Annotated in this window: 25 protein-coding genes; 13 read left to right on the top strand and 12 right to left on the bottom strand. The window is 38.3% G+C overall.

Going from position 1 to position 23,998, the window contains the following annotated elements; genetic code table 11:
- From epsC to trpS, 6 genes are all read right to left on the bottom strand, one after another.
- The coding region (gene epsC, locus VGE44_RS02750) for a serine O-acetyltransferase EpsC (protein ID WP_331076227.1) at positions 1-767 on the bottom strand (767 nt) is incomplete at its 3' end.
- A gap of 95 nt (positions 768-862) precedes the next feature.
- On the bottom strand, positions 863-1,438 hold the full coding sequence (locus VGE44_RS02745) for a pentapeptide repeat-containing protein (protein ID WP_331076226.1): 576 nt from the start codon (positions 1,436-1,438) through the stop codon (positions 863-865).
- A 23-nt stretch (positions 1,439-1,461) separates the two neighbouring features.
- On the bottom strand, positions 1,462-2,553 hold the full coding sequence (locus VGE44_RS02740) for a serine hydrolase domain-containing protein (protein WP_331076225.1): 1,092 nt from the start codon (positions 2,551-2,553) through the stop codon (positions 1,462-1,464).
- A gap of 81 nt (positions 2,554-2,634) precedes the next feature.
- A complete protein-coding gene (kdsB, locus tag VGE44_RS02735; protein ID WP_331076224.1) occupies positions 2,635-3,375 on the bottom strand; it encodes a 3-deoxy-manno-octulosonate cytidylyltransferase in 741 nt (246 codons plus the stop codon).
- 25 nt (positions 3,376-3,400) lie between these two features.
- Positions 3,401-4,015 carry a deoxynucleoside kinase gene (locus VGE44_RS02730; protein ID WP_305365426.1) on the bottom strand — a complete coding sequence of 205 codons (615 nt, stop codon included), beginning with the start codon at positions 4,013-4,015 and terminating at the stop codon, positions 3,401-3,403.
- A gap of 79 nt (positions 4,016-4,094) precedes the next feature.
- The gene (gene trpS, locus VGE44_RS02725; RefSeq protein ID WP_331076223.1) at positions 4,095-5,090 is read right to left on the bottom strand and encodes a tryptophan--tRNA ligase; all 996 of its coding nucleotides are present in this window, start codon (positions 5,088-5,090) and stop codon (positions 4,095-4,097) included.
- A 98-nt stretch (positions 5,091-5,188) separates the two neighbouring features.
- Here trpS and VGE44_RS02720 point away from each other — a divergent pair, with 98 nt between their 5' ends.
- From VGE44_RS02720 to VGE44_RS02695, 6 genes are all read left to right on the top strand, one after another.
- Positions 5,189-5,938, top strand: coding sequence for a lysophospholipid acyltransferase family protein (locus VGE44_RS02720; RefSeq protein ID WP_331076222.1), 750 nt, complete (start codon positions 5,189-5,191; stop codon positions 5,936-5,938).
- Between the two features lie 40 nt (positions 5,939-5,978).
- Positions 5,979-6,272, top strand: coding sequence for an Asp-tRNA(Asn)/Glu-tRNA(Gln) amidotransferase subunit GatC (gene gatC, locus VGE44_RS02715; RefSeq protein ID WP_331076221.1), 294 nt, complete (start codon positions 5,979-5,981; stop codon positions 6,270-6,272).
- Between the two features lie 52 nt (positions 6,273-6,324).
- Entirely contained in the window at positions 6,325-7,086 is a 762-nt protein-coding gene (locus VGE44_RS02710; protein ID WP_324487553.1) for an ABC transporter ATP-binding protein, read from the top strand.
- Between the two features lie 148 nt (positions 7,087-7,234).
- Positions 7,235-7,783 carry a cob(I)yrinic acid a,c-diamide adenosyltransferase gene (locus tag VGE44_RS02705; protein ID WP_331076220.1) on the top strand — a complete coding sequence of 183 codons (549 nt, stop codon included), beginning with the start codon at positions 7,235-7,237 and terminating at the stop codon, positions 7,781-7,783.
- 83 nt (positions 7,784-7,866) lie between these two features.
- Positions 7,867-8,088, top strand: a complete 222-nt coding sequence (locus VGE44_RS02700; protein ID WP_002996718.1) for a DUF2795 domain-containing protein — start codon at positions 7,867-7,869, stop codon at positions 8,086-8,088.
- A 132-nt stretch (positions 8,089-8,220) separates the two neighbouring features.
- Positions 8,221-8,376, top strand: a complete 156-nt coding sequence (locus VGE44_RS02695) for a lmo0937 family membrane protein (RefSeq protein WP_331076219.1) — start codon at positions 8,221-8,223, stop codon at positions 8,374-8,376.
- Between the two features lie 44 nt (positions 8,377-8,420).
- Here the strand turns inward: VGE44_RS02695 and VGE44_RS02690 are convergent, their stop codons facing one another.
- Entirely contained in the window at positions 8,421-9,092 is a 672-nt protein-coding gene (locus VGE44_RS02690; protein ID WP_331076218.1) for a 2-C-methyl-D-erythritol 4-phosphate cytidylyltransferase, read from the bottom strand.
- A 75-nt stretch (positions 9,093-9,167) separates the two neighbouring features.
- On the bottom strand, positions 9,168-10,217 hold the full coding sequence (gene queA / locus VGE44_RS02685) for a tRNA preQ1(34) S-adenosylmethionine ribosyltransferase-isomerase QueA (protein WP_331076217.1): 1,050 nt from the start codon (positions 10,215-10,217) through the stop codon (positions 9,168-9,170).
- Between the two features lie 152 nt (positions 10,218-10,369).
- Here queA and VGE44_RS02680 point away from each other — a divergent pair, with 152 nt between their 5' ends.
- Entirely contained in the window at positions 10,370-11,617 is a 1,248-nt protein-coding gene (locus tag VGE44_RS02680; protein ID WP_331076216.1) for an ABC transporter permease, read from the top strand.
- Between the two features lie 146 nt (positions 11,618-11,763).
- Here VGE44_RS02680 and VGE44_RS02675 read toward each other — a convergent pair whose 3' ends face one another.
- Both VGE44_RS02675 and VGE44_RS02670 read right to left on the bottom strand, forming a co-directional pair.
- On the bottom strand, positions 11,764-12,738 hold the full coding sequence (locus VGE44_RS02675; protein WP_331076215.1) for a bifunctional ADP-heptose synthase: 975 nt from the start codon (positions 12,736-12,738) through the stop codon (positions 11,764-11,766).
- A gap of 53 nt (positions 12,739-12,791) precedes the next feature.
- Entirely contained in the window at positions 12,792-13,988 is a 1,197-nt protein-coding gene (locus VGE44_RS02670) for a pyridoxal phosphate-dependent aminotransferase (RefSeq protein WP_331076214.1), read from the bottom strand.
- A 126-nt stretch (positions 13,989-14,114) separates the two neighbouring features.
- Between VGE44_RS02670 and VGE44_RS02665 the strand changes: the two genes are divergently transcribed.
- Genes VGE44_RS02665 through bioA form a run of 3 tightly spaced genes read left to right on the top strand, consistent with a single transcriptional unit; the run spans position 14,115 to position 16,799 of the window.
- Positions 14,115-15,098: a cation diffusion facilitator family transporter gene (locus tag VGE44_RS02665; protein ID WP_331076213.1), complete on the top strand. Its 984-nt coding sequence runs from the start codon at positions 14,115-14,117 to the stop codon at positions 15,096-15,098.
- On the top strand, positions 15,091-15,543 hold the full coding sequence (locus tag VGE44_RS02660; RefSeq protein ID WP_331076212.1) for an NUDIX domain-containing protein: 453 nt from the start codon (positions 15,091-15,093) through the stop codon (positions 15,541-15,543). Before VGE44_RS02665 ends, VGE44_RS02660 begins: the two co-directional genes overlap by 8 nt.
- Positions 15,525-16,799, top strand: coding sequence for an adenosylmethionine--8-amino-7-oxononanoate transaminase (gene bioA, locus VGE44_RS02655; RefSeq protein ID WP_331076211.1), 1,275 nt, complete (start codon positions 15,525-15,527; stop codon positions 16,797-16,799). The genes VGE44_RS02660 and bioA overlap by 19 nt, the downstream gene beginning before the upstream one ends.
- Before the next feature lie 48 nt (positions 16,800-16,847).
- On the opposite strand, the gene VGE44_RS02650 is transcribed toward bioA, so the two are convergent.
- Positions 16,848-18,710 carry an LTA synthase family protein gene (locus VGE44_RS02650; RefSeq protein ID WP_331076210.1) on the bottom strand — a complete coding sequence of 621 codons (1,863 nt, stop codon included), beginning with the start codon at positions 18,708-18,710 and terminating at the stop codon, positions 16,848-16,850.
- A gap of 73 nt (positions 18,711-18,783) precedes the next feature.
- Entirely contained in the window at positions 18,784-19,449 is a 666-nt protein-coding gene (locus tag VGE44_RS02645; protein ID WP_331076209.1) for a hypothetical protein, read from the bottom strand.
- Between the two features lie 108 nt (positions 19,450-19,557).
- On the opposite strand from VGE44_RS02645, the gene VGE44_RS02640 reads away from it, so the two are divergent.
- The 3 genes from VGE44_RS02640 to VGE44_RS02630 form a co-directional block, all read left to right on the top strand.
- Positions 19,558-20,352 carry a hypothetical protein gene (locus VGE44_RS02640; protein WP_331076208.1) on the top strand — a complete coding sequence of 265 codons (795 nt, stop codon included), beginning with the start codon at positions 19,558-19,560 and terminating at the stop codon, positions 20,350-20,352.
- A complete protein-coding gene (locus VGE44_RS02635) occupies positions 20,342-22,384 on the top strand; it encodes a helix-hairpin-helix domain-containing protein (RefSeq protein WP_331076207.1) in 2,043 nt (680 codons plus the stop codon). The genes VGE44_RS02640 and VGE44_RS02635 overlap by 11 nt, the downstream gene beginning before the upstream one ends.
- 2 nt (positions 22,385-22,386) lie before the next feature.
- A partial coding sequence (locus VGE44_RS02630; protein WP_331076206.1) for a ComEC/Rec2 family competence protein occupies positions 22,387-23,998 on the top strand: 1,612 nt, incomplete at its 3' end.

Below are 23,998 nucleotides of genomic sequence, written 5' to 3'. Positions count from 1 at the left end.
TAAACTGATGAACCCGGAGGTATGCTTTTAGTTAGCCAAACATTCCCACCGATTATACTATCATGACCAATAACGGTTTCACCTCCTAATATAGTTGCACCCGAGTAAACTACCACCCGGTCTTCAATTGTTGGATGTCTTTTCGTATTGGCCATACTTTTATGGACACTCAATGCGCCAAGGGTTACGCCCTGATACATTTTTACATGTTTTCCAATTTTACAGGTTTCTCCAATAACAATACCTGTTCCATGGTCAATATGGAAGTATTCACCAATTTGTGCAGCAGGATGAATGTCAATCCCTGTTTTTGAATGGGCATACTCAGTGAATATTCTCGGCAATAAGGGTATGCCCAGACTGTACAGGGCATGTGCCAGTCTGTAGAAGGAGATAGCATAAAAGCCGGGATATGCCCGGATTACCTCAAACTCACTTTTGGCTGCCGGATCTCCATCAAAAATAGCTTTAATATCGGTGTTTAATACGCGGAATAATTCCGGTACCTGCGCAAAAAAGTCTTTGGCCAGCTTGGAGTTATCGCAGTGAACACAGGCCTTTGTGGCTTCCATCATATGACATAGTTCTTTCTCCAGCCTATGAAATTCCTGTTTTAATTCATCAACTGAGCTTAGCGTTCGTTTTGATTGCTCAGGATAGAGCAGCCTGAAAAGTTCCACAGCCCATCTTGAAATCTCCTTGTTTGAAGGAACGGCATCTGCATCTTGTTGTTTTTTGAATATATGATTGAAAAAATCCTCGTTCATCTTTGTTTTAAAGCCTGTATTGTTCGATCGTTTATAATGCAAGTTTAACTAAAAGATTGTTGCCGGTTTGTAAAAAACACAGCACATTTTATTTCTTAGATACTGCTATCAATTTCAATATCATATTTGTCTAAAAGTCCTGAAATTTCCAAGATTGAAAATTTCGCTTTTCTGATCATGTTGTTTTCCGGATCGATAGAATAATTGAAGGAAGTCCGAAAATCTGCTTTTTCAAGAATCGTATTCTCAAATATAGCTCCGGCCAAATCGCAATTTTGGAAAACAGAGCCTGTAAGATCACATTCAGTAAAATCTGCCTCTTTCAGGGTAGAGTTTTTAAAATTTGTTTTTTTGATCTTTGTCCTGTAAAAAGAAGAATGGCTTAACTGACAATCCTCAAATGAAAATGCGAGACCAAATTCATTGCAATTTTCAAAATGGAGTCCTAACATTTTACATTCTTTAAAAATTATATCCCGAAATGCAGTCTTTTCCAGTTTGACCATACTCAAATTACAAGCGATAAATTCAACCTCAGTAAATTTTATCTCAGAGAGGTTAATATTTGAAAAGTCGCATTGCCTGAACACACAATTTTCATACTCTCCCTGTTCGAAGGGGACCTCATTGAATTTGACTCTTTCAAATGTTTTATCAACGATATAATTCATTATTATACGCTTATGTCTTCACATTAACGTGTTAACTGGTGTAAACTGAAGACCTCAGCAGGACTGCTGACACCCTCGGCATTTAATACCTCAAGTATCTTTTTAAACGGTTCAGAATTACCAGCAATATTCGAAAAATAGACAATAGATGTTTTTTGTGAAGGAATGTTAATTGAGTAAGTGCTGAAACCGCAGGTGCTGCCTGAGTGGAATAGTGCAGGAATACCTTTATCAAAGTAAAACCAGCCTGGGCCATAAAAACTGCCCGTTACTTCTTTTATTGAAATATTAAGTCGTGATAATACAGAAGGCATATTGACAAGGCTGTTATTCCAAATTCCATGAGTCCATTTTTTATAATCGTTTAATGAGCAATAAACACCTCCATCACCTTTGATTGCGCTGGTAGAACTCTGGTCATTTGCATAAAGCTTTTTGTCTTTATCCCGGGCAAAACCCATCGAACGATTAGGTATTTGTACTTCAGACTCATAAATCAGAGAGTTTTTCATTTTAAGGGGCTTGAAAACTCTTTCTTTCATGAATTCAGGAAAGGATTGGCCTGATACACGCTCGACGATGAGGGCTAGCAAAGCATATGCAGAATTGCTGTACCTGAACTCAGTACCCGGACTGAAATAAGTTTTATGCTGTGCTTTTAAGATGTTTAATACATCAATATCTAATAGCTGTTTGCTGCTATTACTATCCATAATTTCTTCATAATCAAGTATTCCTGATGTATGGGTAATTAAATGCCTTAAAAGAATTGCATGGCTTAATCTCACAGGCAATTCTGGAAAGAATTTGGAAATAGGGTCATCGAACGAAAGTTTCTGATCCTTTTCCAGCAAGAGTATGCACATCGCAGTAAATTGTTTGGAAACGGAAGCGAGCCTGAAATTGGTTTTTGAATCAATACTTTTTTTACGATCAGTATCTGCCAAACCAAAACCCTTATTATAAATTGTCTTCCCGTTGGTTTCAATATACAATGCAATTCCGGGTTCACCTGGCTGAATACTGTTATTGATTACCGAATCCAGACGTTTTTCCAGTTGTGCAAATGCAGAATGACTGATCATAAGGAAGCAGATCGCTGCCAGGTATTTCATATTATGCTTGATTATATCTCCCGACAATTTAAATAAATAATTCAGAAGGATGAATGTCTGTGAAAATTTGATGATGAATTTTCAGGGCTGGATCAATTTGAGTAATTTTTCCAGGTCTTCAGGAGTATCTATAGCCTGGCTTTCCTGATCGGTGATGGCCGCATGAATCCTGTATCCGTTTTCTATCCATCGTAGCTGTTCCAGAGCTTCGGCAGTTTCGAGTGCTGATAAAGGTAGTTTAGTGAGATCCTTTAAGGTCTCAGTTCTGAATCCGTAAATTCCAATGTGTTTAAAAAAGGTATAATGCTCTATCCAGGTCTCTCTTACCTTACCTCTTAAAAATGGAATCGCAGTTCTACTAAAAAGTACGGCCTCATTGTTTTTATTGAGGATTACTTTGGGAGTATTCTCATTAAAAAGTTCCTCGTTTGTGCTGATTTTCTTAACCAGTGTTGCAATAGATGTCTGTGGATCTTTAAAGCATTTACATAAAAGATCGATTTGATTTGGATCAATCATGGGCTCATCACCCTGAATGTTAATGAGTATATCAAATTCATGGGAATTATTTGCAACTTCGGCACAGCGGTCGGTACCACTCTGGTGTTTATTGGAGGTCATCGCAACATGTCCCCCGAATAAACTTACATGATCTGCAATTCGCTGATCATCAGTGGCTACAATTACTTTGCTAAGTAAAGATGATTTTAAACATTGTCCATAGACACGCTCTATCATAGTTTTACCTGCAATATCGATCAATGGCTTTCCGGGAAAGCGGCTGGATTCGTAACGGGCTGGGATGACTCCGAGTATCCTCATTGGACAAAATATTATTTGCTACGAATTAAAATAACCCGTTTATTTCCCTCTCAATGCTGTTGATAACAAAGCCAAGATCCTCAGGTTTATTGGCGAAATCGAGTTTGTCCTTGTCCAGAATCAGTAATTTACCCTGAGTATAGGAGTCGATCCACTTTTTATATTTCTCATTTAATTTTGAGAGATAATCAAGCCTGATCCCTGCTTCATATTCCCTGCCTCTTCGCTGAATATTATTGACCAGTGTAGGTACTGATGCTCTCAGATAAATCAGCAGGTCCGGTGGTTTTATGAAAGATGTGATATTATCAAATATCGCCCGGTAGTTTTCATAATCCCGGGATGTCATTAAACCCATATCATGCAGGTTTTCTGCAAAAATATAAGCATCTTCATAAATTGTACGATCCTGGATGATGTTACGGTTTTCGGTCTGAAGTTCCAGGATTTGCTGAAAACGACTATTCAAAAAATAGATCTGGAGGTTAAAGCTCCAGCGTTTCATATCACTGTAAAAATCTTCCAGATAGGGGTTATTCTCAACAGCTTCGAACTGCGCTTCATAACTCAAATGTTTGGCAAGTAATTCTGTCAGAGTAGTTTTACCTGCTCCGATATTTCCAACGATAGCTATGTGCATGATAATTATGGTAAGTGCAAAGCGATGGCCGCAAAGCGTGTCTTAAAATACAAATTGTTTTTTTTTAATCAAGCTAAATTTAGAAACTTTTAAATCCAATGATCTGGCGCACCTCTCTGATTGTTTTAGAAGCACTTTCGCGGGCTTTTATTGCTCCAAAACGGGCAACCTCTCTTAAATAGGTCTCGTCACGGGCAATTTCATTGATTTTTTCACGGATTGGTGCTGTAGAAAGAATTATATCCTCAGCTAGCTGTTTCTTAAAATCACCATACCGTATTGCACACTGATTGTACAGGGAATCAAAATGATCAAAAGTATCGGCAGAAGAAACGATTTTCATCAGGTCGAAGAGGTTTTGAATAGCCTCTGGTTTTTGCTGATTTTCTTCGGTCGGTCCCCCATCACTAACAGCCCGCATAACTTTTTTACGAATTACTTCAGGTTCATCCGATAAATAAACAGCATTGCCTTCTCCTTCAGATTTGCCCATTTTTCCCTTACCATCAAGCCCCGGAACTTTAACGAGTTTCTCAGTAAAATTAAATGCAAAAGGTTCAGGGAAATACTCTGTTTTATATAATCTGTTGAAACGATTTCCGAAAGTCCTTGACATTTCCAGGTGCTGTTCCTGGTCCTTTCCTACAGGAACCTTGGTCGCTTTATGGATTAAAATATCTGCAGCCATGAGTACCGGGTAGGTCAGTAATCCTGCATTGACGTTATCGGGATGAGCGCGCACTTTATCTTTAAATGAGGTACTTCTTTCGAGCTCGCCCAAATAGGCATTCATATTCAGATAAAGATATAACTCTGTAATTTCAGGAACATCTGATTGAACATAAATGGTTGCTTTTTCAGGATCAATTCCAGCAGCAAGGTACTCTACAAGTACCTGCCTCACGTTACCATGCAAATCTTCCGGGGTAGGATGGGTTGTGAGAGAATGATAATCAGCTATAAAAAAATAGCAATTATATTCATTCTGCATCTGAACAAAGTTCTTTACAGCGCCATAGAAATTCCCTAAATGCAGTTTACCGGTACTGCGGATACCACTTACAACAGTTTCCATAAGCCGCGAAATTAAGGATTTTTTCTGAACTAAGGCTGAGGAGGTTCAAAACCAGATCCGTTCTGAAAACATCAATGTAATTTTCTATTTTTGAGAGAATGAAAAGGCTGTTTAAAAGTATTCATCTATATTATTTTCAGATTTCTCTTGCACTGATTTTTTCTACTCTTTATCCGGCAATATTCTTTTTTTCGCGCAAGCCGGCGAAGTTTCATGCAATGAACAGATTGAGATGGTATTTTAGTTATCTCAGTTCATTATTTTCCGGATTTATATTCCGTTATACATTTGAAGAAAAAATTGACTGGTCAAAAAATTACATTATCTGTGCTAATCATACCTCAAATCTTGATATAACAGCCATGATTCTTCTTGCCAAACGAAATTATGTATTTATGGGCAAGGAGGAGCTGCTTAAGAACTTTATAACAGGGATTTATTTCCGGACAATTGATATCCCATTGAAGCGGGATAGCATGATGTCGGCATTCAGAGCTTTTAAAAAGGCTGGTGAAAACCTAAAGGAAGGAAAACATCTGGTGATTTTTCCGGAAGGAATGATCAGTGAATCTTATCCTCCTGTGTTACAGCCTTTCAAAAATGGTCCTTTTAAACTGGCTATTGAAAATGGGGTCTCGATTTTGCCTGTTACTATACGAAATAACTGGAATTTAATGTGGGATGATGGCAAACAGCATGGAAGTACCCCGGGTATTTGCGATATTTGCGTTCATGCTCCAATCAATACAATTGAAATGGCAGAAACAGATGCTGAAGCTTTGAAGGATAGAGTTTATAACATAATAAATGATACTCTGATTATTCATGAAAATTCAAAATCATCATGAAAGAGATTGTTTAATCAATTTCTGAAAATTTATAGAAGAAATGAAAGTAGACCTGGAAATGATTGATAAGGTAGCCCATCTTGCAAGGCTTGAAGTGCAGGAGGATGAAAAGCAGGGCTTGTTAGATGACATGAATAAAATTCTGGCATTTATGGATAAACTCAATGAAGTTGATACCAAAGGGGTTGATCCTCTGGTTTATATGAGTGATGAGGTGAATGTTCTTCGTGAAGACATTGTAAAACATGAGATCAGCAGGGAGGAAGCTTTGAAAAATGCCCCAAAACAGGATGGAAAATTCTTTAGGGTAGCAAAAGTGATCAATAAACCCTAATTTCAACAAAGCTGTAACAAATGGTTTATACCGGTAGTCTAAAAAGAAAAACATGGCCAAAGATCCTCTTATTACCCTATTAGATATCGGCAGGAAATATGTAATCGGTGCAGAAACTATTCATGCCCTGAAATCAGTAAGTCTAACCATTGAAAAGGGTGAATTCGTTGCCCTTATGGGGCCTTCAGGCTCTGGTAAATCAACTTTAATGAATATTCTGGGTTGTCTTGATACACCAACCAAAGGTACCTATATATTGAACGGAAATCAGGTAAGTGAGATGAGTGATAGTGAACTTGCCGAGATAAGAAATAAGGAAATTGGTTTTGTGTTCCAAACCTTTAATTTATTACCCCGTTCATCTTCACTCGAGAATGTCGCCCTGCCTCTGGTTTATGCAGGAGTAGGTCGGGCACAACGTGAAGATCGCGCTCAAAAAACTTTGGAAAGTGTGGGTTTGGGTAACAGGGTACATCATAAACCAAATGAGCTTTCTGGTGGGCAGCGTCAGCGGGTAGCCGTTGCACGTGCACTGGTAAATAATCCTTCCATCATTCTGGCAGATGAGCCAACAGGTAATCTTGATACTAAAACCTCTGTCGAAATAATGGGTTTATTGGAAGAAATTCATTCCAAAGGAAATACAATTATACTTGTAACTCATGAGGAGGATATAGCGCAGCACGCTCACAGAATCGTTCGTATGCGTGATGGATTGATTGAAAATGACTATTTAAACCCGAATGTTAAATCGGTATCTCCACGACTGGCTGATATGAAGAATAAAGGTTCTGATTTTGAGAATATACAGTAGGCTTGGAAGTTATAAGTTATTAGACTTACCCGAATTGTTTTCAATTAATTTAATACCTCAGAAATTCTTGCAAGGATAATTCTTAATATAGCTTTCTTGTGACTAACTGGTGCTTTAACTTAGGCCAGTCAATTTTAATTGAATTCAGATGAAAATTTATACGAAAACAGGAGATGAGGGACTAACATCACTGATTGGTGGCACCCGTGTTCCTAAATATGATCTACGGATTGAGAGTTATGGTACTGTTGATGAACTTAATTCATACATAGGTATGATCAGGGATCATGATATTAATTCTGCTCATAAGGACATATTGAAGGAAATTCAGGACAGATTGTTTACAATAGGTGCATCTCTTGCTTCTGATCCTGACAAATCAAAGATGAAGATTCCCGATCTGCATATGTCAGACATTAGCTTACTGGAGAATGAGATTGATGCAATGAATGCCGTACTTCCCGAACTTAAGCATTTTATTTTACCGGGAGGAAGCCAGGCAGTTTCATTTTGCCATATTTCGAGATGCGTATGCAGAAGGGCGGAACGAATAATTGTGCACCTGAAGTCAGAAAGCTTTGTTGATGATAAGATAGTGATATATCTGAACAGACTCAGTGATTATCTGTTTGTACTCGCAAGAAAATTGTGTTTCGACATCAATGTACTTGAAAATCAATGGTTTCCACGTGTATAAATAAGATATTGGAAAATAATTGATATTCTTATTTAAATTATTATATTTTTGCAAAAATTAGTATAAATCAAATTCTAAGAAATATGTATTGGACATTAGAATTAGCGTCTCATTTGGAAGACGCACCATGGCCGGCAACTAAAGACGAGCTTATTGACTACGCAATTCGTTCAGGTGCTCCAGTAGAGGTTATAGAAAATCTTCAGGCACTGGAAGACGATGGTGAACCCTATGAAAATATCGAAGAGATTTGGCCGGATTATCCCACTAAAGATGATTTCTTCTTTAATGAAGATGAATATTAAAAAAAAGCCCTGTAATTCAGGGCTTTTTTTTTGTGCTTCATTTCAGTATAATTCCCCGAAAAAAAAACATGTTCGAATAATGGTACAGTTTTAGTGTTACAGATCTAGAATCATTCACTAAAACTTAAAACTATGGGAAATTTACTTTATCTGATTGCGGTTATATTGATCATCCTTTGGATTTTCGGCGCTTTTGTCTCTCCAGTTGGAGGGAATCTTATACACGTGCTTTTAGTAATCGCAATTGTTGCGGTATTACTTCGTGTAATCAGGGGAGGCTCTATATAATCAGTCTTTAAGCTTGTGCCTGTTCTGATATGAACGGGCGCAACTTAAAATCCCGGATTTAAATAGATCTCGGCTAACCTGATATCTTCCGGGAAAGTGATTTTAAAGTTTCTGTGTTCCCCTTCAATCAGGTTAATCTTGATTCCAGAACGTTCTGCAACTGAAGCATCATCAGTAAATTCATTTCTAAAGTCCTGTTTATAGGCTTTTTTCAAAATCTCAGAACTAAAGGTCTGTGGAGTTTGTATGAGATATATTTCTTCCCTGTCGAGAGGAATCGTATGTTTTCCGGTTTGCTGCCTTACAGAGTCCCGGCTTTTTATTGCTGCCACTGCATTCCCTGATAATTCGGCTTCCTGAAATGAACGATCAATTAGCTGGCAGCTTAAGAGTGGCCTCACAGCATCATGAATAGCGATAATAGCTTTTGATTTTATTACTTTTAATCCATTTTTAACAGAATCAAAACGATGTGTTCCTCCTTTTACAAGAAGGTGTGGGACGGAAAAATTATGCAGTACACAGAGATTTTCCCAATATTGATGGAAATCGACATTCAGTACAACAATAATTTCAGGATTGTATTCAGACTTATAGAAGGTTTCTATTGTATGCATTAAAACAGGGCGGCCTCTTAGCAGCATGAACTGTTTTGGTATTTCCGAAAGCATTCTGGAACCGGAACCTCCACCAACAATGATTGCAAAGTATTTCACAGCTCAATATATAAAAAGCCTGTCAGAATCAAAACCAGTATTAATTTGATTTTATACTACAGGGAGTGAAAAATCTTAGATGATAAGCATCGCATCGCCATAGCTGTAAAAGCGGTATTTCTCTTTCACGGCAACTTCATAAGCCTTCATTACGTTCTCATAACCTCCGAACGCAGCTACCATCATTAATAATGTTGATTCAGGGGTATGAAAATTTGTAATCATACAATTTGCTATACTGAAATCATAGGGTGGGAAAATGAACTTACTGGTCCAATCGTTTGCAGCTTTTAATTCTTTTCCTGCTGAAACTGCAGATTCAATTGCTCGCATCGAGGTGGTACCAACAGCACAAACTTTACGTTTTTCGAGAATTGCTTTATTGACAATGTCTGCATCTTTCTGGGTGATGATGAATTGTTCTGAATCCATTTTGTGCTTGGTCAGATCTTCAACTTCAACAGATCTGAATGTTCCTAAGCCAACATGAAGGGTAACCTCTGCAAAATCTACTCCTTTAAGCTCAAGACGTTTCATGAGTTCGCGGCTGAAATGTAAACCTGCAGTTGGAGCCGCAACAGCGCCTTCGTTCTTCGCAAAAATAGTCTGGTAGCGCTCTTTATCTTCTGCAGTTGCTTTACGTTTGATGTATTTTGGAAGAGGTGTTTCGCCCAGGATTTCAATATTTCTGCGGAACTCTTCATCAGTACCATCGAATAAAAATCTGATTGTTCTTCCACGGGAGGTGGTATTATCCACGACTTCAGCTACAAGCAGATCATCATCTCCGAAATATAATTTATTTCCCACTCTGATCTTACGGGCAGGGTCAACCAAAACATCCCAAAGGCGTAATTCGCGGTTTAATTCACGAAGAAGAAAAACTTCGATGGTAGCACCGGTTTTTTCTTTATTTCCATATAAACGAGCAGGAAACACCTTGGTATTGTTTATGATCATCACATCCTTCTCGTTAAAATATCCCAAAATATCTTTGAATATTTTATGTTCAATTGCTCCGGTTTTCTTGTCTAAGACCATTAGACGTGCTTCATCACGATTTTCTACAGGGTTGTGGGCGATTAAAGAATCAGGTAAATCAAATTTGAACTGAGATAATTTCATAATGATGTTTAATGGATTTAAGGGCGCAAATTTAGCAAAATAAAACTACAAATTTAATGCCTAGTTTGGAGATTTTCTACTGATATTATATTATCTGATTAATTCATAGCAAAGCTGTAACGTTTTTAGTTAAATTTGGTCTAAACCGATATATGATATTTCTCAAACTTTTAAAGGAGAGCTTCCTGTTTGCATATGAGGCGCTTCGTCAGAATAAGCTCAGGACAATCTTATCATTGTTAGGAATAACAATTGGTATCATGACGATTATCGGCGTTTTTTCGGCGGTTGATACCCTTCGCAATAATATCCAGAGCAGCGTCGAAAAATTGGGAAGTAATACGATCTATATTCAGAAGTGGCCATGGGTTGGTGGCCCCGATTTTCCATGGTGGAAGTACATCAGCCGTCCACAGCCAAGTCTGCGTGATTATGATAAGCTGACTGAACGTTTAATGAATGCAGAAGGAATCTCATATGAGGTTAGTGTTGGAAATCGGACCATTAAGTATAAAAATAATAGTATTGAGGGTGCACAGATTGCTGCCGCATCACATGATTATTACAAGGTCTGGAAATTTGATTTTGAATCAGGAAGATATTTTACGGATGCTGAATCGAAAAGCGGAAGGCCTATCGCAATTATTGGTTATTCGATAGCTGATGGCTTGTTTCCCAATCAGGATCCAATAGGGAAGGTCATAACTGTATTTGGAAGGAAAGTCACTATTATTGGTGTTTTTACGGAAGAGGGTGAAGATATGCTGGGTATTTCTGCTGATAAAACCGTTCTCATTCCTTTGAATTTTGCAAAAGGGGTAATAAAAGTTGAAGATGAGCGATACGGGCCACAAATTACAGTAAAGGGCAGGGAAAATATTTCTGTTAATGAGCTCGAAAGTGAATTGAAAGGAACAATGCGTTCCATACACCGGCTTTCTCCGGCAGATGATGATGATTTTTCACTTAATAAAACCACAATATTAACCGCACAGCTTGATCAGCTTTTCGGGATTATAGATTTCGCAGGAGCATTCATCGGAGGATTTTCAATTCTGGTGGGAGGATTTGGAATTGCCAATATTATGTTTGTTTCTGTAAAAGAGCGTACAAATATCATCGGAATTCAGAAGTCACTGGGAGCTAAGAATTATTTTATAATGCTTCAGTTCCTGATAGAATCTGTGCTTCTATGTTTGATGGGGGGCTTTATCGGACTTATTATAGTCTTCATACTGGCATTCGTATCCAAAACATTCTTTGATCTTACTATTGTAGTTGATATTGGAAAGGTTATTTTAACCATTGTTCTTTCAACAGCCATTGGATTAATCTCAGGATTTATACCTGCATTCAATGCCTCAAGGCTTGATCCGGTGGAGGCGATAAGGAGTAAATAGGGTTTTTGAGTTACCAGTTGTCTGTTTTCTGATGTCTGAGGTTACATGTCAGATTTCTGATTTCAGTCATAAAGTTAGTTTAAGGATATTTTGTTGTTCCCGATAACTGAACTGATAACAGATAACTGATAACAGATAACACATCTTTATAGTTTCCTGCTTTCTTCCAGTAATCTTGCTTTATCAATTGGGACTACGCCTACGTGTTCGCAAACTAATCCTCCTGCAAGGTTGGCTATTTCAGAGGATTTAAATTCATCTAAACCGGCCGCAAGACATAATGCTGCGGTTGCAATTACAGTATCGCCTGCGCCGGATACATCGGCGATGTCACGTTTATGAGCCGGAATATGCCGCTGCCCAAGATCGGAGTTAATAAAAACACCTTTCTCAGATAATGTAAGCATCACTGCCTTGGCTCCAAGCTGTGACTTTAATTTACTAATTGCATTTTCAACCTGACCAGGTTTTGAGGGATTAATCACCGTCTTCAGGCCATCTTCTAACTCTTTTAAATTGGGTTTGAACAGATGGACACCTTTATAAGAATGGAAATTTCTTTTTTTAGGATCTACAACAGTAATTATTCCCCTATGTTCTGCAAGTTTTATTGTTTCAGTGATTAATTTTTCAGTGATCAGGCCCTTGTCATAGTCTTCAAAGATGATGGCATCAATTTTCTGATCTGCCAGAATTGTTTTGATAATTCCAATCATCAATTCTGTTTCTGCTTCAGAGATATTCTCATCAGTTTCAGCATCTACCCGAACAATTTGCTGATTGTGTGCTATGATTCTGGTTTTAACTGTAGTGGGGCGATTCTTAATTTTCAATATCCCCTGCTCTGAAAGATTTTGATTCCTTAGCAGCGACAGAAATTCTGTTCCATCTTTATCATCCCCAATGATTGCACAAATAAAGGGTTTTCCGCCAAGTGACTGAACATTCAGAGCTACGTTTGCTGCTCCACCGAGCCGGTTTTCTTTTTTGCTGACTTTTACAACAGGTACAGGAGCTTCAGGTGAGACACGTTCGACTTTGCCCCAGATATAGCTGTCCATCATCACGTCACCAATGATCATAACATTCAATGAGTTGAACTTTTCGAAGATATCTGTCATTGGGACTAAGGAATGTAAAACCGGGTGATTAACCCGGTTTTTAGAGCGAAATATTATTTTAAAGCGCCTAAAGCAGCTTTTATGCGTTTCATTGCTTCAATCAGCTTGTCGTTTGCTGCTGCATAAGATAGCCTGATTGAGTTTGGATCACCGAAAGAATCACCACTCACTGTCGCAACGTGTCCTGTGTTTAACAGATAAAGTGAAAGATCTTCAGCATTTTTGATCACTTCACCATCAGGTGTAGTTTTTCCAAAGAAGGAGCTAACTTCAGGGAAGAAGTAAAACGCGCCTCCGGGAAGATTAACTTTTAGTCCTGGTATATCTTTCAATAGACCATAAACAAGATCACGACGTTCTTTGAACACAGTTCTCATTTCATTGATTGTATCAAGTCCGCCAGCATACGCTGCAATTCCTGCCTTTTGAGTAATTGAACTTGTTCCGGAAGTGATCTGGCTTTGAAGTTTATCGCATGCAGCAGCAATCTCTTTGTTGCTTACTGAATAGCCTATTCTCCAACCCGTCATTGCGTATGCTTTTGACAGTCCGTTGATAATGATTACACGATCTTTTATTGAGGGGAATTGTGCAATAGATTCATGTGCATTCAGGAAATTGATATGCTCATAAATCTCATCGGATATGATATAAATATTAGGATATTTTTCGAAAACCTTCACTAAACCGGCAAGTTCCTCACGCGTATAAACACTGCCTGTAGGGTTGTTTGGTGAGGAAAACATGAATAATTTTGTTTTTGGAGTGATTGCGGCCTCAAGTTCCTCAGGAGTAATCTTGAAATCACTTTCCAGTGTGGTATTGATAAATACAGATTCACCTTCTGCCAGCTTTACAAGCTCAGAATACGATACCCAGTAAGGTGTAGGGATGATTACTTCATCTCCTGGATTTATTACGCAAAGAATCGCATTAGCAAGTGATTGTTTGGCACCTGTTGATACTACTATCTGGTCGAAATCATAGTCCAGATTGTTTTCACGTTTAAGTTTTGCTGCAATTTCCTTACGCAGTTCAGGATAGCCTGCAACCGGAGTGTAGTAAGAAAAGTTTTTGTCAATAGCCTCTTTGGCTGCTTCTTTAACAAAGTCAGGAGTGTAAAAGTCAGTTTCACCTAAACTCAGACTGATTACGTCTACTCCTTTGGCTGCTAATTCCCGGCCCATTTTTGCCATTTTAATAGTGGCGGACTCGGATAAGTTGTTAATTCGGTTTGATAATGTGCTCATAATTAGCGCAAATATATGAACATGCCCAGCCAATGCAAAAATTAAAGATAAATGAAGCTTATATTTCGATAATTATAACAATTGCTATGTTGTATTATATAAATTTGCTCCTAAATACGTTCTGCTTTGCAAACTCAAAAAAAAGTTATTTTAATATCCCTTATCATCGGTGTTTTACTGATGCTTGCAAAGTTTACTGCTTATTTTATTACTTCTTCCAATTCAATTCTAACTGATGCTGCCGAAAGTATTGTCAATATTCTTGCCGGCCTTTTTGCATTTTACAGTATTTATGTGGCTGCTCAGCCCCGTGATTCCAATCATCCTTACGGGCATGGAAAAGTTGAGTTCTTTTCGGTATTCATTGAAGGCAGCTTAATTGTAATTGCCGGAATCCTGATAAGTTTTAAATCGGCCTATAATCTTTTTTATCCTCATGAGATTAGCGATCTTATGGATGGAACATTGATCATAGCCGCTGCAGGAATGATTAATTATGGCTTAGGTTATTATCTTGTAGCTCAAAGCAAAAAGCTCAATTCATTGACATTGTATGCTGATGGAAAACATTTGCAGACCGATGCATATACCAGTGTTGGAATCGTTGCTGGATTGATTCTGATTTATATTACCGGTCTGACTTATCTCGATAGTATTCTTTCCATACTGATCGGATTTTACATTATTTTTAGTGGATATAAACTCGTCCGCAAATCTGTTTCAGGTTTAATGGATGAGTCGGATTTTGATACTGCAGATGAGATCATCGCGATACTTAATGAACATCGTAAAGAATCATGGATCGATATGCATAATCTTCGTACCCAACGCTATGGGCCTGATCTGCATATCGACTGTCACATTACTCTGCCTTATTATTTTAACCTGAGTAAGGTTCATGAGGAAGTCTCGGAAGTAGATAAGCTGGTTAATCATAAAGCTAATTCCAGTATGGAATTTTTTATACATGCTGATCCCTGTATGCCTGAGTGTTGCCATTATTGCAGGATGCCTGCATGTGAAGTGAGAACAGAGGAAAAGAGCGTTGATATACTTTGGACCACCGAAAATGTAACCAGAAATCAAAAACATTTTACAAAGGATGTATAATTTTAATGTTCGGGTTTATGGCCTGCTGATCAATGATCAGAATCAGATTTTACTTAGTGATGAAGAAGAATATGGCTTCAGGTTCTGTAAGTTTCCTGGTGGCGGACTTGAGTATGGTGAAGGTTTGATTGAGGCTTTGAAGAGAGAGTTTATTGAAGAGTGTAATGTTGATGTGCATGTAATCGAACACTTTTATACTACCGATTTTTTCATTCAGTCGGCATTTAATGATAGCCAGGTAATCTCTGTGTATTATATAGTCAGGCCGGTTTCTGAATTACAACTTGATTTTCGGGATGCTCCATTTGATTTTGGTCAGGAAGGGGATCTTTTGCAGGCTTTCAGGTGGAAGGATCTGAGTGAAATTGGAACACATGATGTTACTTTTCCAACTGACCAGAAGGTTATAGAATTACTTAAAGAGAAATGGACCAAAGATCTTTAGCTGAACTCGACAGGGACCTGATCTGGCATCCCTACACTCAAATGCAAAATGCAGCAGCACCGATACCCATTGTCAGGGGAGAGGGGGTGTATCTTATTACGGAGGATGGTAAAAAGTACATTGATGCTGTTTCATCCTGGTGGGTTAATATTCACGGACATTCACACCCTTACATCGCACAGAAAGTTGCTGAACAGCTCAATCGCCTGGAACATGTGATCTTCGCAGGATTTACACATCCCGGGGCAATTGAACTTGCTGAGCGTATTATAGAAATTCTTCCATCGGGCCAGTCAAAGGTCTTTTACTCTGATAATGGCTCTACTGCTGTTGAAGTGGCCATGAAAATGTGTTTTCAATACTGGAGTAATTTGGGGAATCCAAAAACCAAAGTTCTGGCCTTCAATAACTCTTACCACGGAGATACATTCGGTGCAATGGCAGTCAGTTCCAGGAGTGCGTTCACCCGGCCATTCGAGAAATTATTATTTGAAGTTGAATTCATAGATCTTCCTGATGCAGGAAATATTGAACAGCTTAAGGCGCATATTTCAGGGATCTCTTCCGATCTGGCAGCATTTATTTTTGAACCCCTTGTGCAGGGTGCTGGAGGAATGCAAATGTATGAAGCCCGATATCTGGACGAACTGATCCTGCATTGCAGGCAAAATGAAATTTTAACCATTGCTGATGAAGTGATGACCGGCTTTGGCCGCACCGGAAAGCTGTTTGCATCTGATCATCTTTCAGAACAGGCTGACCTGATGTGTTTTTCAAAGGGCTTAACAGGTGGAACTATGGCATTGGGCTTAACGACTTGTACTTCAGAAATATACAATGCTTTTCTTTCTGATGATAAACTGAAGACTTTATTTCACGGGCATTCATTTACAGCCAATCCGGTTGCATGTTCAGCGGCATTGGCCAGCCTGGACCTCTTGTTAGATAAGGAAACACTAAAAAATATTGATAGAATAACTCAAAGTCATCATGAATTCCTGAATAAAATAAAGGATCATCCCAGGCTAAAAAACATCCGGCAGACAGGAACTATTATTGCATTGGAATGGGAGAGTACAGGTGAAACTTCCTATTTTAATAGCTTAAGGGATAATCTTTATAACTTTTTTCTGGATCAGGGTATTATTCTTCGGCCACTTGGGAATATCGTATATGTGTTGCCGCCTTACTGTATTAATAGAGAACAACTGAGCTATGTTTATTTAAAAATTGAAGAGGCATTGGAGCGATTTTAAGTTCCCCACACATTTAAATAAAAATTGGTTAACAGTAGAATTGAATTGTTAATATTCGAGGTATTGTCTGTAAACCTCCTGCATATAAGCTTTTCCATTGCTTATAAGAACAGAATCAGAATTTGAGTTTAAAGGATTTTTTTTCAGAATAACGTTCTTTCCAATGTTATCAAAAGAAATAATCTGCTCATTATTTGCAAAGCCAAATCCATTATCCCAGTTGAAAAAGGCGAACTCAGCTGTGCCCGGATTCAGCAGATCTTTACTCCAGACAAAGTGCTTTGGATCAATTTTTAATTGATTAAGCAAAGTTGCTGCAAGATCTGTTTGGTTTCCGATTTTATTGATCCTGCTTCCTTTGAATTCTGGCTTGATCACTTCCCCGAAAAAAAGAAGTGGAATGCGGTAACGTTCCGGATCATATTCCATCAGATTGCCCGGAATGCGGTGGCCATGATCGGCAATGACAACAAAAAGTGTTTTTTTATACCAGCTTTTTTGTTTTGCCTCATTGATATAAGCACCTAAACAGGAATCCGTATAAAATGTAGTACTTCTGAATTTGGAGTCAACATCATCACCTTTGAAATGAGGCTCTTCAGGCAGTTCAAATGGTTCATGGTTGGTTAACGTAAGGATTGTTGAGAAAAAGGGTTGTTTAGCATGATCTAGCTCGTTAAGGTTTTTTGAGAAAACTTTATCATCGTAAGTGCCCCATTTTGAATTCATGTCTTTTTTATCAAATGAGTGTTGGTCTACCATTCTTTGATACCCATGACTCAGTATGTAAGATTTCATATTAAAGAATTCACTCTCTCCTCCATAATAAAAAGAGCTCGAATAACCATTCTGAATCAGATCCTGAGAAATTGCCGGCAGTCTTTCTTGTTTGTCATTTTGTTTCATGATGCTCCGGATAGCCTGAGATGGAAAGCCGCTTAATGTTGCTACCACTCCCTTGTCTGTTCTCCCGGATGCAGCATAGATATTCTCAAACAATATGCCTTCGGATACCAGTCTTTTAAAATTTGGACTAACACCTTTTTCGCCTCCAAGATCTTCGACCAACCTTGCGGTAAAGCTTTCGAGTATAATGAATACAATATTCGGGCGATCAGAATCGATTACCTGAATTGTGGGTTCAGCGGGTTTTTTAAAAAGGTCAGCAACAATCTTCTTTGCGTCTTCCTCATTATAGTAATTATATGGATTCTCATTCCCGAATTTATTGTTCAGAATGTCCTGAATGAGATTCCATTCAGTATTTACTGCAGCATGATTTAAAACAGGTTCGGATGAAAAATAGGACATACTCTGGTTAATTGGTGAAAGCTGCCATCCACCCCTTATTGCGAGGAATAATATGCTTAACAACAAAATACTTAGCGATACCTTGTTAATCAGTGACTTAGTACGGTCAGCAACCTGATACAAAATGACCTTATTACTGAGAAAAACAGAAAAAATCATGTAAGCAAATAAGACGCTGAGCATAGGAATGACCGGAGAAGAAGACGTTGATGCAATTGCTTCTTTTGGAGCACTGATCGCCATGTCCAGAGCCCTGAAATTTATTTTGGAACCCCATTCCCTGTATAGATTTAGATTGCTAATCCCAATAGTTGAAAATACAATAACAAAAAACACAACATAGGTTTTGGCTATTATTTTGGGGAATTTGACAGAGGGCAGAAAAAGTAAAGCGATATAAACAATGGCAGGGATTGCAGAGATATAGGCGGCCATTGAGAAATCAAGCCTCAAAGCACGCCAGAATGTGCTGATGATTTCACTGATTCCCAAATGCGAAATTCTTTCTGAATAATAAATTAGAAATATAAGTCTCTCGAGAAAGAAGAAAATGATCCAGAACAGAAAATACCGTCCAAAAACAATAAAACTTTTTAACATCAGCGCAAGTTATGAAAAACGCCGAATGTTAAAAAGCTTTAAACTTTTCGTTAATTTGATCTAAAGAAATGTTTTATCTTCCACCCTGCATTTGCATTAGCTGGTCTAAGGTAATCTCTTCATAATCCCTGGTCGCACTGAAAGAGCCTGCAGGCACCGGACCTGCTGTGATTTCTTTTACTACTGCTTTTACGCTCAGGCCGTTCATGTAGGAAGTGAATTCTACGGGAAATCCGTACTCTTTACTATAAAAGCGGCTCAATGAATTAGGGGTGATCTCAACATCTTTTGTAAACCATGCTTCAGAGTTCTGATTGCTTTTCTTCTCATTAACTTCATGTCTTTGAGCAATATAACCTGCAATCTTTTTTGTTTCAGTGCCTTGTTTTACAGTTAATTCGGGCATATTGGCTGCAATTCTTTCCTGGTCTGCCGGACTAAAGATGACTGAAAACTTTTTTCCCATCATTGGTATATTCAACAGGAGACGCTCATATTCCTTGCTGAAATTGATGATATTGGTACTACTGTACATTGCAGATTCAGTTTTTAAACTGGATGAATCGCCTTTAAAGTATACCTTAATTTCAGTTGGGAAGTTACTTGCCATAGCTTGCATTTGCTCAGGTAATTTCCATTCTACTGTGTAAACAATAGTGCCCTCAGCTATTTTGTTGCTTTGCGCGAAAACGCTTGTTCCAATGAGTAACAAAGCGAGATTTAAAATGATTCTTTTCATGGATAATAATTGATTTGACAAAGAGACTAATAATTCCGGATTTTGTTACTATCGACCGTTTAATAACCCAATTTGCCACTCCCTTCCTCTATTGTTAATTTGATATAAATGAAATACATCTGCCTGATCTGTATTTTATGCCAACATTCTTTACATGCGCAAAACAACCCGGGATCCAGATCTAAAGCAATGGGCTCAGCTGGTACGGCATTACAGGATGTATGGTCATTACAGCAAAATAGTGCTGGTGCTGCAAGTATTGAACGCGCAATATTTGCATTGGGATATGAACAGCATTATTTGAATCCTGAGCTAAGTACTCAAAGTGCTGTTTTGGGGATACCTGTTAAGAACCATGTTTTGGGACTTAGCTTTCAACGCTATGGCATCACTGAATATCTTGAACAAACTGCAGGGCTTGCCCTTTGCAGAAGTTTTTCTGATGCTCTGTCGATTTCACTTGCTCTTAAATATCATCAGGTCAGCATACCTGTTTATGGTAGCGGAAATGCAATTAGTGTGGATGCGGGTATGCAATTCAGCCTGAACGATAAGGTCCGTCTGGGAAGCTATATCTATAACCCGGGAAGAAGAAGGATAAATGAACTTTCAGGCTCTCATACCCTTTCCGGAATTTCTGTAGGTCTTGCCTACCTGATAAGCGATAAGATATTGTTTATAAGCGATTTAAATAAGATACTTGATTTCGGGATGAATATCAGAATGGGTATTGAATATCAAATTATCAAACGGTTTTATTTACGTGGTGGTTTAAGTGCAAATCCATTTAAACAAACCGGAGGTTTTGGATTAAAATACAGAAGATTTTCTCTCGATGCCGCCATATCCTCACATCCCAGGCTTGGGTATTCTCCAAATTTATCATTCAATTATGAATTCTGACTACAGAATGGTTTATCTGCTGGTTTTGCTTTGTTTAATCCTCTGCAGAACTACTTATTCGCAGGTTCAGAATGATGATCTGATTGAACAAATACTGGAATCAATGGCCCCTAGTCTTTCGGAGGATCATGATTATTCAGAAATCTTGGAACATTTGAGTAATTACAGGAGATCACCACTCAATATTAATCTTGCGAGTAAAGAACAGTTACAGGAACTATTCTTTATTTCACCGGTTCAGGTCAAGTCTATCCTCAGTCACAGGGAAGAAAATGGTCTGTTTATAGATGTTCTGGAGTTACAAAGTGTACCCGGTTTCGATCTTCAGACCCTTCGCTGGCTTTTGAATTTTATTGTTGTATTGCCACCCGGAGAGTTGAAGTCTGTTTCATTTAAGAAGCTTATAATGAAAGCCGAACATGACCTCATGATGAGGTTCGGCCGGGTTTTAGAGAAACAATCTGGTTTTTCATCATCCAGTTTGAGTGAAAGTAATTATGCAGGTTCAGCAATGCGGATGTTTACCCGGTACCGGTATAATTTTTCGAATGTATTGTTTGCATCAGTTAATATGGAGAAAGATGCAGGAGAACCTTTGTCATTCAGCAAGGGAGGCAGAGGTTTTGATTTTTATTCAGCAAATATTTCATTCAGAGGAAATGGAATTGTCAGAAAAGTAATAGCCGGTGATTATGCATTGCAGTTTGGTCAGGGATTGAGCATGTGGGCTGGAGCAGGCTTTGGTAAAGGAGCAAACCTGAGTACAATTGCGAAGCATGATGTTGGATTAAGACCATATAGTTCAGTAAATGAATCCTTATTCATGCGTGGGATTGCCGGAACTTTTAAATTAAAAGCAATTTCTTTTACTCCGTTTTATTCAGGAAGAAGAATTGATGCTGGCATCACAGAATCCGGTTTGGAGATTAGTTCCATACAAGTAAATGGTTTGCACCGTACCAAAACCGAGATTCTTAATAAGAATGCTATTTCACAACGTGTGTATGGTGCTAATTTTCAATATAATTCAGGGGATTTGAGTGCAGGAATAACTGCATATCGTACCCAATTCAGTATTCCGTTTGCAGAAGGGAAGTCGCTTTATCAGAAGTACAATTTCAAGGGTGCCATCCTTACCAATGCCAGCATGAATTATAGTTATACTTTTAGGAATTCCTATTTCTTCGGGGAGACGGCCCATAGTCTGAATTCTGGTTTTGCCTTTTTAAATGGCCTCCTCAGTGGTTTAGCTCCTCCTGTGTCTTTGGTTCTGCTCTATCGGAATTACGAACGAAATTATCATTCTTTTTTTAATCAGGGACTGGCAGAAGCATCAAATGCTGTTAACGAACGCGGGTTTTATTCAGGCCTGGCAATTAAGTTTAACCGGCAATGGGAACTTTATACATATTCAGATTTTTTCAGGTTCCCATGGTTGAAATTCCGGGTTGATAGTCCCTCTTCTGGTTATGAACTCTTTGGGCAAATCATTTATACACCCGGAAAGCTTTTCAAACTTATTGGCAGATTCAGGCAACAGATCAAGGAAGAAAATACTGAGGATTCCGGACCAGGTCTGGATATTGTAGACAAGCAGAACTTAAGGGTCGAAATGACCTATAAGCTCAGCAATGATTTTTCTATCAGAAACCGTGCTGAAATTGTTCGTTATCGTGAGGGTACTCAGAACCCGGAACTTGGTTTTTTGAGTTCCCAGGATATTATTTACGACCCCATAGGTTCAAAAATATCAGGTAATTTTCGCTTTGCAATTTTTGAAACCTCAGGTTTCAATACGAGAATCTATTCTTACGAGAATGATGTTTTGTATTCATATTCTGTACCAGCTTATCAGGGGAAAGGGGTCAGGTTTTATATCAATGGCAGATATACCATATCACGTGGAACCGATCTCTGGTTACGTTATGCTTTAATCAGTTATGCCAATCAGGAGGTGATTGGAAGTGGAGGGGACCAGATCAATGGGAATAAACGTTCTGATATCAAAGTACAGCTGCGTTTTCAGTTTTGATTATGTTCTACAAGGGAGAGGTGCCATTTGTTCGTTTACTGGTTCCAGTGGTACTGGGGATAACTTCCGGAAGATTTTTCGCATATTCTTTCCCGATCAAATGGGGGGGTGAGCTTTGTCTTCTTATCCTGTGTATTTTCCTGTCCCTGCTTTTGGCATATAAACGTTTTTCCCTTTATAAACAAGCCTGGATTTTTGGTTTGATTATTCATGCTTTCCTTTATATTCTCAGTTTTAGCCTCACAATATATAGATCAGAGCGATTTGACCCACTTAGATTCAACCTCTTAAAAGCCGACCTGCTATTAGTCAGGGTTCAGAATGAACCTAGAATGGCCAATGGTAATTTCCGTTTTGAGGGGGAAGCGATAGGCGTATTTGATAAGCAAAGCCTTAAACATAGCATGGGAAAAATTTTAATCTCAATGCAAGCAGATTCCAGCGGAAAGTTTGCCCTTGATTATGGAGATGTTTTGCTCATTCCTGCCATTTACAATTCTCTGGAACCTCCGTACAATCCGGGAGAATTTAATTATAAGTTATTTATGGAAAACCGGCAAATCTACTTTCAATCTTTTGTTAAAAGGAATCAATTTCGGGTGTTGAAAGGCTTTGCAGGTAATCCCGTTATATCATTTGCTTTGTCCTTAAGAAGGAAGCTGATCAATAAATACAATACTTATCTGCCTGATCAGGATGCGGCAGCTTTGGCTTCAACTCTAATTTTAGGATACCGGGCAGACCTGAATAGGGATGTCATAGAGGCTTATTCAAAGACTGGAACAATGCATGTTCTTTCTGTGTCAGGAATGCATGTGGGTATCGTTTTTCTGGTATTATCTTTTTTGCTCAGGGCAATGTGTAAAAATAAAGTTCTGACTTTATTGCGTATCCTGATAATTATAACAGCAATCTGGTTTTATTCTCTAATTAGTGGTTTTTCTTCGCCGGTTTGCCGGGCTGCATTAATGATCAGCTTTGTACTTATTGGGAAAGCATTGAATAAAAATCAGAATTCCTATAATTTGATCGCAATATCTGCATTTTTCCTACTATTGTATTACCCCTATTATCTTTTTGATGTTGGATTTCAGCTTTCCTACCTTGCTGTTTGCGGACTTGTTTATTTTCATCCCAAATTTTACAGCATCCTGTATTTTAAAGATAAGTTTATCGACTATGCATGGAGTTACTGTGCTCTTTCTATTGCCGCACAGTTGGCCACTTTCCCGCTGAGTTTATATTATTTCCATCAATTCCCGCTTTATTTTCTGATCAGTAATCTGCTTATTGTTTTGCCTGTAACGATCATTATGTATGCTGGGATTTTGCTGCTTGCAATTCCATTTATTTTTTTGCTGGTGCCCTTAGGAAAATTTTTGAGTGGATTAATCAATCTTACAAATGATATTTTATTCTGGATAGAGAATCTTCCCTTTGCAAGCCTTTCGGGTATCTGGCTTAGTGGATTTCAGATGTTTCTGCTTTGCGCATTGATTCTAACTATGGTATTTTGGATTGAATTCAGGCAAAAAATCATTGTTTGGACAGCAATAACCTTTAGCGTGTTACTGTTTATGAGTATTTCCCTGGATCGGATTCAAGATTTTAGAA

Source organism: Daejeonella sp. (assembly GCF_036405355.1).
Lineage (GTDB): Bacteria > Bacteroidota > Bacteroidia > Sphingobacteriales > Sphingobacteriaceae > Daejeonella.
This window is presented reverse-complemented; position numbering and strand designations above follow the sequence as displayed.